This is a genomic window from Aeromonas sp. Y289-2, from assembly GCF_027705925.1.
Taxonomy (GTDB): Bacteria; Pseudomonadota; Gammaproteobacteria; order Enterobacterales; family Aeromonadaceae; genus Aeromonas; species Aeromonas veronii.
The window spans coordinates 133,928-146,741 of sequence record NZ_JAPDCH010000002.1 but is presented as its reverse complement, the minus strand read 5'-3'; the positions used below and the strand labels follow the sequence as shown (position 1 = coordinate 146,741).

General features: G+C 59.1%; 10 protein-coding genes. 6 read left to right on the top strand and 4 right to left on the bottom strand.

What is annotated here, in order from left to right:
• Positions 1-231 precede the first annotated feature (231 nt).
• Positions 232-1,059: a bifunctional transcriptional activator/DNA repair enzyme AdaA gene (locus OKC43_RS04980; RefSeq protein WP_236272759.1), complete on the bottom strand. Its 828-nt coding sequence runs from the start codon at positions 1,057-1,059 to the stop codon at positions 232-234.
• Between the two features lie 51 nt (positions 1,060-1,110).
• Positions 1,111-1,875 carry an SDR family oxidoreductase gene (locus OKC43_RS04975; protein ID WP_236272760.1) on the bottom strand — a complete coding sequence of 255 codons (765 nt, stop codon included), beginning with the start codon at positions 1,873-1,875 and terminating at the stop codon, positions 1,111-1,113.
• Between the two features lie 323 nt (positions 1,876-2,198).
• Between OKC43_RS04975 and OKC43_RS04970 the strand changes: the two genes are divergently transcribed.
• The gene (locus OKC43_RS04970; protein ID WP_236272761.1) at positions 2,199-3,569 is read left to right on the top strand and encodes a leucine-rich repeat-containing protein kinase family protein; all 1,371 of its coding nucleotides are present in this window, start codon (positions 2,199-2,201) and stop codon (positions 3,567-3,569) included.
• Between the two features lie 283 nt (positions 3,570-3,852).
• Positions 3,853-4,500 carry a thiopurine S-methyltransferase gene (locus OKC43_RS04965; protein ID WP_236272762.1) on the top strand — a complete coding sequence of 216 codons (648 nt, stop codon included), beginning with the start codon at positions 3,853-3,855 and terminating at the stop codon, positions 4,498-4,500.
• Between the two features lie 331 nt (positions 4,501-4,831).
• Here OKC43_RS04965 and OKC43_RS04960 read toward each other — a convergent pair whose 3' ends face one another.
• Positions 4,832-7,618, bottom strand: coding sequence for an insulinase family protein (locus OKC43_RS04960; protein WP_139401690.1), 2,787 nt, complete (start codon positions 7,616-7,618; stop codon positions 4,832-4,834).
• A 162-nt stretch (positions 7,619-7,780) separates the two neighbouring features.
• On the opposite strand from OKC43_RS04960, the gene sixA reads away from it, so the two are divergent.
• From sixA to OKC43_RS04945, 3 genes are all read left to right on the top strand, one after another.
• On the top strand, positions 7,781-8,248 hold the full coding sequence (gene sixA / locus OKC43_RS04955; RefSeq protein ID WP_005351311.1) for a phosphohistidine phosphatase SixA: 468 nt from the start codon (positions 7,781-7,783) through the stop codon (positions 8,246-8,248).
• 133 nt (positions 8,249-8,381) lie between these two features.
• Positions 8,382-8,588, top strand: a complete 207-nt coding sequence (locus OKC43_RS04950) for a DUF1107 domain-containing protein (RefSeq protein ID WP_005336998.1) — start codon at positions 8,382-8,384, stop codon at positions 8,586-8,588.
• Between the two features lie 164 nt (positions 8,589-8,752).
• Positions 8,753-9,670, top strand: coding sequence for a DMT family transporter (locus OKC43_RS04945; RefSeq protein ID WP_005336996.1), 918 nt, complete (start codon positions 8,753-8,755; stop codon positions 9,668-9,670).
• 105 nt (positions 9,671-9,775) lie between these two features.
• On the opposite strand, the gene OKC43_RS04940 is transcribed toward OKC43_RS04945, so the two are convergent.
• The gene (locus tag OKC43_RS04940) at positions 9,776-11,392 is read right to left on the bottom strand and encodes a peptide ABC transporter substrate-binding protein (RefSeq protein ID WP_270658495.1); all 1,617 of its coding nucleotides are present in this window, start codon (positions 11,390-11,392) and stop codon (positions 9,776-9,778) included.
• Positions 11,393-11,774: 382 nt separating this feature from the next.
• Here OKC43_RS04940 and fbp point away from each other — a divergent pair, with 382 nt between their 5' ends.
• Positions 11,775-12,809, top strand: coding sequence for a class 1 fructose-bisphosphatase (fbp, locus tag OKC43_RS04935; protein WP_005336993.1), 1,035 nt, complete (start codon positions 11,775-11,777; stop codon positions 12,807-12,809).
• Positions 12,810-12,814: the final 5 nt, after the last annotated feature.

Below are 12,814 nucleotides of genomic sequence, written 5' to 3'. Positions count from 1 at the left end.
ACGGTGCAATGCGCTGCGCTTATTGCACCCTACGTCTTTTCGTAAATCCGCTGGGGTGGGGTGGCTAGGCACCATGTCTTGCCAAGGCAACAAAAGGGGCGATCTGCGCCCCGATTCTTCTGATCTCCCTGCTTTATATCGCCGTACGCTGTCTGGCGCTGTCTGATTGTTTGCTGACTCACCACCAGCAGTTCTGTTTCTCCCCCATCAGGCGAGCAGAAAAGGCCACCTTCACTCATACCTCGCCGCTTCCCAGGCGTGTATTGCCTGTTTGCGGGTCTCGCCCCAATGATAGCCGCCGAGTTTGCCGTTTTGCTGGATGACCCGGTGACAGGGGATCATCAAGGCGACGGGGTTAGCGCCCACCGCCAGCCCCACGGCGCGGGCGGCTTTGGGGTTGCCGACGGCGTTCGCCACCTGGGCGTAGCTCACCACCTTGGCGGGCGGGATCTGCAGCAGCGCCCGCCAGACGCTGATCTGAAAGTTGGTGCCGCTCACGTGCAAGGAGATGGGGCGATCCGGCGCCTTGCTGCCATCAAACATGGTGTTGATGACCCCTTGGGTGCGTGATGGCGCTTCTTGCAGCCTTGCCGCAGGCCAGCTGTGGGCGAGGGCGGCCAGCGGCGTCTCTGGGGTCTGGTCATCGAGAAACGAAAAGTTGCACACTCCCCGCTGGGTCAGGGCGACGAATGCCTGACCGAAGGGAGTGTCGTGCACCCCGTGATCGATAACCAGCCCGGCCCCGCGCTGTTTGTACTCGCCCGGCGTCACCGCTTCGAGCTGCACAAAGTGATCGTAGAGCCGCGAGCCGCTGCTAAGGCCCAGGGTATCGGCCACCTCAAGCAGCGGGCGCGACTCCTGCAACAGCGCCTTGGCCCGCTCCAGGGTCAGCACCTGCAGATAGCGTTTGGGCGTCACTCCGGCCCAGCGGCTGAACAGCCGCTGGAAGTGAAAGGGGCTTAAGTGAACGTGCGCCGCTATCTCGTCCAGAGTGGGCTGGCGCTCCACCTGACTTGCGATAAAACGGATGGCATCGGCGATGCGGGCGTAATCAGACATAAGGCGCTCTCACGATAAGGTTTCGTTCGCAGGATCTTGGGGGCGACAAGGTCATGTGCGACAAATTGATACCCCACCATCGGCCAGCAAGGCAATGCCGGTGGTAAAACTGGATGCATCGGACGCGAGATAGAGGGCCGAGCGGGCGATCTCCTCCGGTTGGGCCAGCCGTTTGAGGGCATGCATATTCTGCACAAAGGCGAGGCTCTCTGGCGTATTGGCAAAAGCCCGCCCCATGGGAGTGTCGGTGCCCCCCGGCAGCAGGGCGTTGACCCGCACCCCTTGTGCCCCATATTCGGCAGCCAGCACCCTGGTCAGACCAAGCAGGCCCGCCTTGCTCGCCGCATAGGCCGCCATACCGGGCAGCCCCAGGGTATGGCCGACAAAGGTAGAGGTAAAAAGAAGCGAGCCACCGCCGCGAGCCTGCATGGCGGGGATCTGGTACTTGGCTCCCACAAAGGCGCTGGTGAGGTTGGTATCCAGAATTTCCTGCCACTGCGTCAGCTCAAGCTGCTCTACGCTGCACGGCGTGCCTGTGGTACCTGCGTTGTTGAAGGCGATATCAAGCCCGCCGAAACGGGTTAGCGCGAGCTCCACCAGATCGCGGGCGTAACTCTCGCTTTTCACATCTCCCGCCAGACTCACCGCCTGGCCCCCCTCGTGGCGGATCTCCTCCACCAGTAGATCCAGTTCGGGCTGGCGGCGGGCGCCGACGACGACGCTGGCCCCTTCGCGGGCAAACAGGATGGCGCTGGCGCGGCCTATGCCGGAGCTGGCGCCGGTGATGATGGCGACCTTGTTGAACAGTAATGACATGGCAGTTCCCTCGCAGGTGTGTTGTGCGCCAGATTAAGAGGCGCACAAAGTTGGCCGTGGATTGGAACCCCAATAGGTTCCAACCGACTTGGGTTTGGCCCCCACTATGGCAACCACTCCTTGCCGGAACGACCCGAATCTTGCTCTCTTTCTCTCCAACTCGCTTTGCTACATGTCGATACAGGCCTTCGTGGCAACAAAAGGGGAGAACTGAGCCCCGAATTCTTTATAATGCCCCCCCTTTAAAATCGCCGGACCCGGGTTCGGCGCGCGCTGATGGCTGGCTACGTCATCAGGCAGATCATCAGGATTGAGAAACGGTTATGCATACTCTGGAACAGCTGCGCGCAGGTGAACTGTGCGGTGCCCGCCATCTGAAGCTCTCTGAAAACCTTGCGGTTTTCCCCCACGAGATTTTGAGCCTGAAAGAGACGCTGGAGGTGCTGGATCTCACCGGCAACCAGCTAAGCACGCTCCCTGACGAGCTGGCCGGGTTTGGCAAACTGCGCATCATCTTCTGCTCCGAGAACCGCTTTACCGAGCTGCCCGAGGTGTTGGGACGCTGTCCGGCGCTCACCATGGTGGGTTTTAAGGCCAACCGGATTGCTACCGTCTCGGCCAAAGCGCTGCCCGCCGGTTTGCGCTGGCTGATCCTGACCGATAACGCAATTGAGCACCTGCCTGATGAGTTGGGCCAGTACGACGCCCTGCAAAAGCTGATGCTGGCAGGCAACCGCCTGCGCGAGCTGCCCGCAAGTCTTGCCAACTGCCGCAATCTGGAGCTGCTGCGTATCGCCGCCAACCGCATCGAGCGCTTCCCCGAGTGGCTGCTCTCGCTGCCGCGCCTTTCATGGCTCGCCTACTCCGGCAACCCCTTTAGCGAAGGGGCGGAGGCGCGGGCCATCGATGATGTCCATGTCGAACCCCTTGCCTGGGAGACGCTGGCGCTGGGCGAGCTGCTGGGGCAGGGAGCATCCGGCGTTATCCATCGCGCCACCCTTGTGGGTAATCCTGCTGATGAAGTCACTCGGGCGAGCGATAGAGGCGATGTAAGTCAGGTGGCGGTCAAGCTGTTCAAGGGGGCGGTGACCAGCGACGGGCTGCCTCGCTGCGAGATGGCGGCGTCGCTGGCGGCGGGCACTCATCCCAACCTTATCAAGGTGATAGGCAAGGTGGCGGATCACCCCTCCGGCATTCCGGCGCTGGTGATGGAGCTGATCGACCCGGCCTTTGCCAATCTGGCCGGGCCGCCGAGCCTGGACTCCTGCACCCGGGATGTTTATCCCGAGGGGCTGCGCCTGAGTGTGCCAGATGCGCTGGCGATGGCCCACGGCATCGCCTCGGTGGCAGGCCATCTGCACCGCGCGGGCATCATGCACGGGGATCTCTACGGCCACAATATTCTGTTTGCCCGTGGTTCTGACGCACCGGCTCGCGCTCTGCTGGGGGATTTTGGTGCGGCCTCTTTGTATGAGCGCAGCGACCGCGAGCGGGCCGTGGGCCTTGAGCGGTTGGAAGTGCGCGCCTTTGGCTGCCTGCTGGAGGAGCTGCTGGCCCATTGCGATACGCAAGACTCACCGCTTGGTGGGTTGCATCAGCTCAAAGCGGCCTGCCTCTCGGAACTCCCTGCCGATCGTCCCGATTTTGCTTATATCGAGCGTCAGCTGGCGGCCGCTCGCGCCACACTGTCGTGATCTTTCTGGCGTTGGCAGGCACATTTTGGCCTGCCAACGTCATTCCTTTTATTCATTCATCGCCATACACCCATGACGTTTTTGCATGGGTTGGTATACCTCTGCCCGTCATAAGCACAGCCAATAGCGCCCATTGTGACAGCGAGATGCAGGGCAAGGGGAACTCCTGTCATTCATCCGTAAAAACACTGGGACTGCGCGGCAAAAATGGGAGGGGAGAGGGTTGCGCGGTGTCGGTTAAGTTGTGATATTGAGGCATCTTTAGTACAGAAGGGTAATAACGATGGAAGCTGCGTTTTGGCATCAGCGTTGGGAAGAGAACCGGATTGGCTTTCATCAGGCGGACTTCAACCACTGGCTGCAATCCTGGTGGTCAGCCCAGCAAGCGGACGAGCCGGTGCTGGTTCCCCTGTGCGGCAAGTCCCGCGACATGCTCTGGCTGAGCGCTCAGGGTCATCCGGTCGACGGTTTCGAGCTATCGAGCCTTGCCGTCAGCCAGTTCTTCAGTGAAAACCAGCTCGCCGCGACCGTGAGCGAAGTGGGCCCTTATCTGTGCCATCAGGTGGACAGCCTGCGCATTTTTCAGGGGGATTTTTTCGCCGCCCCGAGTCTGGGTCGCCATTACCGGCTGGTCTATGATCGCGCGGCGCTGATCGCCCTGCCGACCGCGATGCGCCGCCAGTATGCAGCCCTGATCAGTTCACTGGTCGAGACCGGTGGCCAGATCCTGCTGGTGACCCTCGAATATCAGCCGGAGCAGCAGAGTCAGCCCCCCTTCTCGGTGGGGGAGATGGAGGTGCGGGCGCTGTTTGAACGGGATTTTCGCATCGAGGTGCTGGGGCGCGCCGCCGAGGTGGATCACCCGCGGGTGTTGTCGGGCCAGCTCTCCTACTTCGATGAGGTGGCCTACCGGCTGGTTCGCCGTGGCTAACGGACAGCTAACGGGCGGCCAAAGGGTGATCTGCGCCGACAAATCATCGGGCTGTGCGCTCTTCGCTACCTCCTTTGACGTAGATCAACGTGACTGGCGGGGGGAGTGCCTAATATGAGGCTGTTTCTCAATCACTGTTGGCATTGCAAAGCGAGTATCGGGTCTTTCCCGCTTGCTGATCAGCAACTCAGTGTCTGATTTTCACGCTCATGTTCACTTTTGGCGGCTTTGGTCGCAATTGTTATGGTTTTTCCAGCCGACCCTGATGGGTCGGCTTTTTATTGTCTGTGATTTGCCGAGGGCAGGAAAAATGGGGGATGTCGAGGCCTGATCAGGCCTCGAAGGTGGCGGCATTGAGCCGAAATGCCCGTGGATCGTCGATAAACTGGCCGGTGATCCGCTCGTCATGTTCGTGCCCCTGACCATAGCTGCAGAGGATCAGCCGATCGGAGGTGCGCGAGCGCAGCTGGGTGATAAAGCGCACCAGATCGGCGCGACTCAACTTGCCCACCTCATCGCAGACTCGTTCCCGCTGATCGAACCCCAGGTCCTTGTTGCCAATACTGACCCACAACCGCTGGCCGCGACTGCGCAGATTGGCATCCCGCTCGCTCAGCTGGGCTTGCAGCCCCGCCTTGCTCTCCTGCCACTGCTGCTCGGTAAATTCGAGCATGGCGAGCGGGAAGAGGTCGATAAACTCCTCCACCGCATCGAGCAGGATCTGCGGCCCTGCCACCGGCGACTGGATATAGAAGATCAGGCCCGGATGGCGATTGAGGGGCAGGTTGCCGGCGCCCACCACATACCCCAGTTGCTGGCGGGTGCGCAGCTCGTGGAAGAAGGTGGAGGACATGATGTGGTTCGCCAGAGTGAAGCAGGCGAGATCCCGCGCCCGGGTGGTGCGGGACTGGTAGTAGACCAGCAGTGCCGAGTCTTCGTGATCGCAACCCTGCTCGCGAATAAGGGTGCCCCTGTCCTGAATGGAGATGAGCGGACGACGGGTCTCGCCGCTCGGCTTGCTGCTGGTGCCATTGATATCGCTCAGGTGGCGCTCCATCAGGGCGGCCAGCTCCAGCGCTTCGGCGGCAGTCCAGTCGCCGTGCACCAGCGCCTCGACATGCACCTCGCCAAACAGCTGGGCCACGAAGCCGGGCATCTCCTCCAGCTCTACCGTGCGCAGGTGACGCAGCAACTGCTCGAACGGCGGGTTGTTGGGTTGCAACAGGCTGGTGAGCTGGTTAAAGAGCTGGGAGATGGGGCGCGCCTTGGACTGGTTGTCCCAGTTGCGAATGAGCTGCTCCTTGATCTCGGCGAAGCGACCCGGATCCGGATACCCCAGGGTGCGGTTGCCGAGGATCATGTCGAGCAACAGCGGCTGCTTGTCGGCAAAGCCGCTCAGGTTGATGGTAAAGCCCCCCTGATGGGCATAGATCTGGTAGCCCAGCCCCGCCAGCTCCGCCGGATAGGTGAGGGCGTTGAGGTGGTCGGCCAACAGCTCCACGGCGAGGCGCGCCATGGCGATATTGCGCGGATTTTTTACCGCATGTTCGCTGTCGATGGAGATGTAGAGATTGCCCTTGGGCACGCTGAACAGGTGCTCATGGAGGTGCCAGAGGCGAAAACCGGGGCGATCGATAAGACAGGCGGGCATGTCGGCGGCAAGCTCGGGCGTGCGCGGATCGAGCCTACTGCTGATAAAGGGGTTGGGCTTGGGTAGCGCCAGCGCCGGATCCGGTTCGCTCTGCTGCCAGCGAATTTTCTCGGCCTCGGTAATGGTCGCCACGCTGTAGGGGGTCTGATACCAGCGGGCCAGCCGATCGGTCGCCACTTCCGGCGCAGTGATGGTGATACGCAGATTGTGCGGGGTGAGCTTGGCGAGGAAGCGGCGGATCAGCGGCTCGTCATATTCGCGCATCATGTAGTCGCCGTAGAGCAGATCCTCAGGTTTGTAGCTAAAGAGGTTGAGCACCAGCCCCGACACCGTATCGAGGGGGCGGCCGCGCTCCTGAAAACGGAATGCCGACTCGAGTACGGTCCGTTTTTCGTCGTAGCGCCAGCTCTGCAGCCCTTCGCGGCCAATCAGTTTCAGATAGCCAAACAGGGCGGCGAGGATGTCATCCACATGTTCAAGGCCGAGCGGGGTGAGGCCGAAGTTGACGCCAAAATCCTTGAAGTTGGCGCCGCTGATGCCACCGCCCGCCGAGAGCTGGTTGACCCAGCCTTTCGCCTTGAGCAGGGAGAGCAGGCTGCCATCCCCCTCATAACCAATCAGATGGCTCAGGAAGGTGAGGGGCTTTTTGTCGTAAAACTCGTCCACATTGGGCAAGGGGAAGCAGAGCGACAGCTTGCGGGTCTCCTTGACCGGATTGATGTGGATGCGCACGCCGAGATCATCGAGCCGGTAAAGCGGCATGGTGAGGGTCGGGGTTCCCAAATTGCGATTCAAAATGGGAGCAAAGTAGCGACAGCACCACTGCAACTGGGTATCGATGGATTCCGGCGAGATCATCACCAGCGCCATGCGATCCGCGCTGTAGTGGCTTTCGTAAAAACGGATAAGGTCGGAGCGCAGATCCCGTCCCGGCAGATCGGCCAGGGTATCGAGGTTGCCCACCGAGAACTTGGAGAAGGGGTGCGCCGGGTTGACCGTCTCTTTATGCACCTGATAGCTGCGGCGCATGTCGTCCTGCAGCTTGAGGCGATACTCGGAGTCGACCGCGTTGCGCTCCTTGTCCACCCACTCCGGATCAAACGTGGGGCAGATAAAAAACTGGGAGAAGCGATCCAGCCCTGCTTCGAAGAAGCCGTTGTCGATCTCGAAGAAGAAGTTGGTGAACTCGGTACCGGTCCAGGCGTTGTTGCTGCCGCCATGACGGCTCATAAATTGCTGGTACTCACCAGGCTTGGGGTAGGTGCAGGTGCCGAGAAACAGCATGTGCTCCAGAAAATGGGCCATTCCCTGCCGGTCGGCGGGATCGTCAAAATGGCCGGTATTGACCGCCAGTGAGGCGGCGGATTTGTCGGTGTCGGGATCACAAATCAACAAGACCCTGAGCCGGTTGGCCAGCTCCAGAAAATGGTATTGCCGATGGTCATTGGGACTGGCATATGGGCTCATTGGCGTGTGACTCACGTTGGATTTATTTGAATTTAAACATGATTATCGACCCCGCTATCCCGTCAGGCAAACCCTTTTCTGAGAGGTAGCGCAATTGTTTCCACACCCGTGGCGGGGTAAGATCCCCCGGCTATCAAAACAGGCCCGTTGGGCGAGGTTGTAATGAAGATCTATATCATGCGTCATGGCCAGGCTGGCATGAATGCGAAAACAGATGAACAGCGTCCATTGACCGAGCAGGGTATTGAAGAGTCTATCCAGATGGCCCGCTGGCTGGCGCCTCAGCTGATTGGCCCGCTGGATCGGGTGATCCACAGCAACTATCTGCGGGCACGCCAGACCTGGCAAGCCATATGCAGTGAATTACCTGACGCAGCAGCCGTTGAAGAGAGTGGCGACATTACCCCTTACGGTGATCCCGCTTTCGTGGCCAGCTACCTCACCACTTTGGCGCAGCAACATGACCAGATCCTGATGGTCAGCCATCTGCCGCTGGTGGGTTATCTGGTGCAAAGCCTCTGCCCGGCAGCAGGAGCACCCATGTTCGCCACCTCGGGGATCGCTTGTATCGAGTGGCACGATGGCAAAGGAGCCTTGCTCTGGCTCGAAGGGCCGCATACAATAGGCTAAAAGTTAATAAAAAGTTATAGATTGAATTTTTTGGGAAGAGATGGGCGAGTTTTCCGGATTTTTATAAATAATTTACGGAATTAATTCGCAGAAGCTGCTGTCATACGGATACAACTGCAAGAGGTTGCAAACGATGAGAGTGTTCAAGAAGTACCTACCACTGATGGTGGCAAAGCATGTCAAAACCTTCTTTAAAGGTCGGATTTACATCCATGGTCGGGGGCGGTTTGATTTCCAATCCGGTTTGTTGCTGATGCCGAATCCGGCGGATATTCCCCACCGCCAGACAGTCACCGAGGTCAACGAGCTGATCTCAAGACTGCACATGGATGCCGCGTGATGCGCTTCTGAACCTGTTTCTGCACTGATATGCCCGCACTTTTGCGGGCATATTTGTTTCTGGCTACTGGCGTTCACCATGTGGCTGTTCAGGCCCACACCTTTGTTTCTCTCCCATAGCCCCCTATACTGGCCCGCTGTTGTCTCTTCGGTCTGGATCCTCTCATGCCCCTTGCCTTTCTGTTTCCCTTCTCCTGCATTGCCATCTGGGCTGGCAATGGCATCGTCAGCAAACTGGCGGTTGGTGTGTTGTCCCCTGCAGCCTTGGCCTGGTCGCGCTGGGTGGTGGCTGCGCTGGTATTAAGCCCGTTTCTGGCCCGTCGGGTATGGCGTGCGCGTGCCCGTCTGCGCGCTGGCCTTTGGCAGATCGCCATGCTGGCCTCGCTGGGCATGGTGCTCAACCAGACTTTTGGTTACTACGCGGCGCAAACCCTGGGAGCCACCGAGATGGGGTTGATGATGGGACTGACGCCGCTGCTGACCGTGCTGTTCAGTATCTGGCTGCTGCGTGAGCGGCCCACCTGGGGCGCCGTGCTGGGGGCGCTGCTTTCCATCCTTGGCTTGTCTATCTTGCTGGGGCAGGGGGATCCGACCCGGTTGTTTACCCAAGGCATTCATATCGGCTCTGTCTATATGCTGATTTCCGCCGGTACTTATGCCCTTTACAGCGTGCTGCTCAAGAAGTGGGATCTGGGGCTCGACAACTGGTCGTTGCTCTACGGTCAGGTGATCTGCAGTGTGGTGATCCTGACCCCCTTCTTTTTGCTGGTGGATGGCCAGTGGCCGGATGGGCGGGCCCTGTGGCTGATCCTCTATGCCGGTATCCCCACTTCGGCGCTCTCGCCCTGGCTCTGGATGCAGGGTATCGCCCTGCTCGGCGCCAACCGTACCGCTATCTTTATGAACCTGCTGCCGGTGATGACGGCTGGCCTTGCCATCACCCTGCTGGGGGAGCGGCTGACCAGCTATCACCTGATCGGGGGCGGTCTGACCCTGCTGGGGGTTTTGCTGGCACAGCTGCTGGTGCGTCCGGTGGTGATGGGCCGCCGCCGGGTGGTGCTGGCACCCTGTCCCGAAGAGTAATCTTGCGTGAAGGTGTAAGTAGACCCAATAGCCCGCTTGGCTGCCAATGAAAAGCGCCTGCAGCAATGCAGGCGCTTTTTATATGATCAAGCAGCGCCAGACAGGTTACTGGGCGACCAGATAGAGGTCCCGGCTATAGACGATGTCTTGCGGGCTCTCATAGGGATAACCCTTGACGAATGGCTTGAGCAGTCGCGATTTGACGTAGAAGTAGAGCGGCGCGATAGGAGCGTCAGCCTCGATCAGTGCTTCTGCCTGCTGGTAGAGCTGATTGCGCTCGGCTGCATCCTGCGAGTCGTGAGCCTTGGCCAGCAGGGCATCGTACTCCTTGTTGAACCACTTGCCGCTGTTGGCACTGCTGCTGGAGGTCAGGATATCGAGGAAGGTGGAGGCATCGTTATAGTCCCCGTTCCAGGAGTAGCGACTCACCCCGAAATCCCCCTCGTTTAGTGCCGAGACCATGGTTTTCCACTCCATGTTGTTGAGGGTGGCGGTGACCCCCAGGTTGTGTTTCCACATGGAGGAGACGGCTAAGGCGATTTTCTTGTGGCTCTCGTTGGTGTTGTAGAGGATATCCACGCTGAGCGGTTTGTCCGGGCCATAACCCGCTTCGGCCAACAGCGCTTTGGCCTGCTTGATCCGCTCCTCTTTGCTCTGCTGCTGACTGGCCGGTTTTTTCAGGTCAAAACCATCGACACTCGGTGGGGTCAGGCTGAAGGCGGGCAGTTGCCCTTGTCCCAGGATCTTGTCGGTGATGGTCTCCCGGTCGAGGGCCAGCGAGAGCGCCTTGCGCACTTTCGGATCATCGAACGGTTTGCGGTTCACGTTGAACACATAGTAATAGGTGGCGAGCATGGGGGCGCTGACCAGATCTTGCGGGCTCTGGCTCTTGATGTGCTTGTACTGCTCCAGCGGGTAGGTGGTGTAGTGCAGCTCGCCGGTGCGGTAGCGGTTGTAAGCGGCGGTTTCGGAGACAATTTCCAGATAGACCACCTTATTCAGGACGGTGTGCTGGTTGTCCCAGTAGTGGGTATTGCGCTCGGCACTCAGCCGTTCGTTGGGGGTCCACTCCTTGAGTACAAAGGCACCGTTGGAGACGATATTGTCCGGTTTGACCCAATCCTTACCAAATTTTTCAATGGTGGCCTTGGGGGCCGGGAACGTGGTGTAGTGGGCCAGCATCTTCAGGAAGAAGGGGACCGGATTTTTCAGGGTTACCTGCAGGGTGTGGTCATCGAGCGCCTTAATCCCGAGCTCTGACGGGCTCTTCTTGCCCTGGATCACCTCGCCAGCATTAACCACACCGGTCAACTCGATAAACCAGGCGTAGTTGGAGGCGGTCTTGGGATCGGCGGCCCGTTGCCAGCCGTAGACATAATCGGCGGCGGTGACCGGTTCACCGTTAGACCATTTGGCCTCGGGCCTCAGCTTGAAGGTGTAGACGGTCCCGGTTTTGTCGACCTCGTAGCTGACAGCGCCAGCGGGCTGGGTCTTGCCTTTGCTATCCAGTACGTAGAGCCCTTCAAACAGATCGTTGACGATCTCGCTACCGGCACTCTCTTCCACCAGCTGGGGGTCGATGGTGGTGGGCTCGGTGCCAATATTGGTCACGTAGATTTGTTGGGCATCCGGCAGCAGCTTGGTACCGGCAGGCACCTGGGCAGCCCAGGCGGGAAGGGCAAACAGTCCGGCTACCATGCCGGCAATGAGAGTCTTGTTCATTGATAATCCTTGAGTTTTATTTGCTTCCAAAGCGAAATCAGTGTGCTGGATTGGCGATCGGATCTCAAGAGGCAATGGCTGAAGGATGAGCAGGCCCATCAGACTCCATCTTTAATGACTCAAGGCCAGTCAGCTCATGGCTTGCCACAGGTTATTGCCACGAATTAAGAGGCCGAAAGTTATCGATTGAAACCGAATAAAACGCGCCTTTTACCATAACATGAGGCGAAATAGCCTATTTAATAGGCCGCTTAATTCGCTGCAAAAACAAAAAACAGACGTTACATTAGGTTACAAATCAAGGCCGCCGGTGATCGGCATTTTTTTTGCCGATACCTGCAAACGTTTTCAACGCCAACGGATGCGATCTAAAGGAACAAAAATGCGAAACATGATCACCATGGGTGAGTTCATCGTCAAAAAGCAGGCGGATTATCCTACCGCGACTGGCGAGCTGACCTCGTTGCTCAGCTCGATCCGCCTTGCTGCCAAGGTGGTGAACCGGGAGATCAACAAGGCGGGACTGGCGGATATCATCGGTTCCATGGGCGCTGAAAACGTACAGGGCGAGGTGCAGCAGAAGCTGGATGTTTATGCCAACGAACGCTTCAAGGCGGCGCTGGAAGCGCGCGGCGAGGTGTGCGGCATGGCCTCGGAAGAGGAAGAGGACTTCGTGGCCTTTGACTCGCCACTCTCCAAAAACTCCAAGTATGTGGTGCTGATCGACCCGCTCGATGGCTCTTCCAATATCGACGTCAACGTCTCGGTCGGGACCATCTTCTCCATCTACCGACGTTTGAGCCCGCAGGGTTCGCCGGTGACCCTGGAGGACTTCCTGCAGCCGGGCAACCGTCAGGTCGCCGCCGGTTATGTGGTCTACGGTTCTTCCACCATGCTGGTCTACACCACCGGCTTTGGTGTCAACGGCTTTACCTACGACCCCTCCATCGGCTGCTTCTGCCTCTCCCACGAGAACATCCGCATTCCGGAAGAGGGCAAGATCTACTCCATCAACGAGGGCAACTACATCAAGTTCCCGGACGGGGTGAAGAAGTACCTGAAATATTGTCAGGAGCGCGACGAAGCGACCCACAGACCCTACACCTCCCGCTATATCGGCTCCCTGGTTTCCGATTTCCATCGCAACCTGCTCAAGGGCGGCATCTACATCTATCCGTCCGGCACCAACTCGCCGAACGGCAAGCTGCGCCTGCTCTATGAGTGCAACCCGATGGCGTTTCTGGTGGAGCAGGCTGGTGGCAAGGCCTCCGACGGTTTTGGCCGTATCATGGATATCCAACCCACTGCGCTGCACCAGCGCACCCCTTACTTTGTTGGCTCGACCAAGATGGTGGAGCGGGCCGAGGCCTTTATGCGCGAGTTCTCCGCCCATGAGGATCCAGCTAACCAAGGCTGAACGTA

Bases quoted from the DNA above. Each gene is read 5' to 3' on its own strand.
- OKC43_RS04950 (WP_005336998.1), top strand. From the start codon at position 8,382: ATGAGAGTGTTCAAGAAGTACCTACCACTGATGGTGGCAAAGCATGTC.
- sixA (WP_005351311.1), top strand. From the start codon at position 7,781: ATGAAGATCTATATCATGCGTCATGGCCAGGCTGGCATGAATGCGAAA.
- OKC43_RS04975 (WP_236272760.1), bottom strand. From the start codon at position 1,875: ATGTCATTACTGTTCAACAAGGTCGCCATCATCACCGGCGCCAGCTCC.
- fbp (WP_005336993.1), top strand. From the start codon at position 11,775: ATGCGAAACATGATCACCATGGGTGAGTTCATCGTCAAAAAGCAGGCG.
- OKC43_RS04980 (WP_236272759.1), bottom strand. From the start codon at position 1,059: ATGTCTGATTACGCCCGCATCGCCGATGCCATCCGTTTTATCGCAAGT.
- OKC43_RS04965 (WP_236272762.1), top strand. From the start codon at position 3,853: ATGGAAGCTGCGTTTTGGCATCAGCGTTGGGAAGAGAACCGGATTGGC.
- OKC43_RS04960 (WP_139401690.1), bottom strand. From the start codon at position 7,618: ATGAGCCCATATGCCAGTCCCAATGACCATCGGCAATACCATTTTCTG.
- OKC43_RS04970 (WP_236272761.1), top strand. From the start codon at position 2,199: ATGCATACTCTGGAACAGCTGCGCGCAGGTGAACTGTGCGGTGCCCGC.
- OKC43_RS04945 (WP_005336996.1), top strand. From the start codon at position 8,753: ATGCCCCTTGCCTTTCTGTTTCCCTTCTCCTGCATTGCCATCTGGGCT.
- OKC43_RS04940 (WP_270658495.1), bottom strand. From the start codon at position 11,392: ATGAACAAGACTCTCATTGCCGGCATGGTAGCCGGACTGTTTGCCCTT.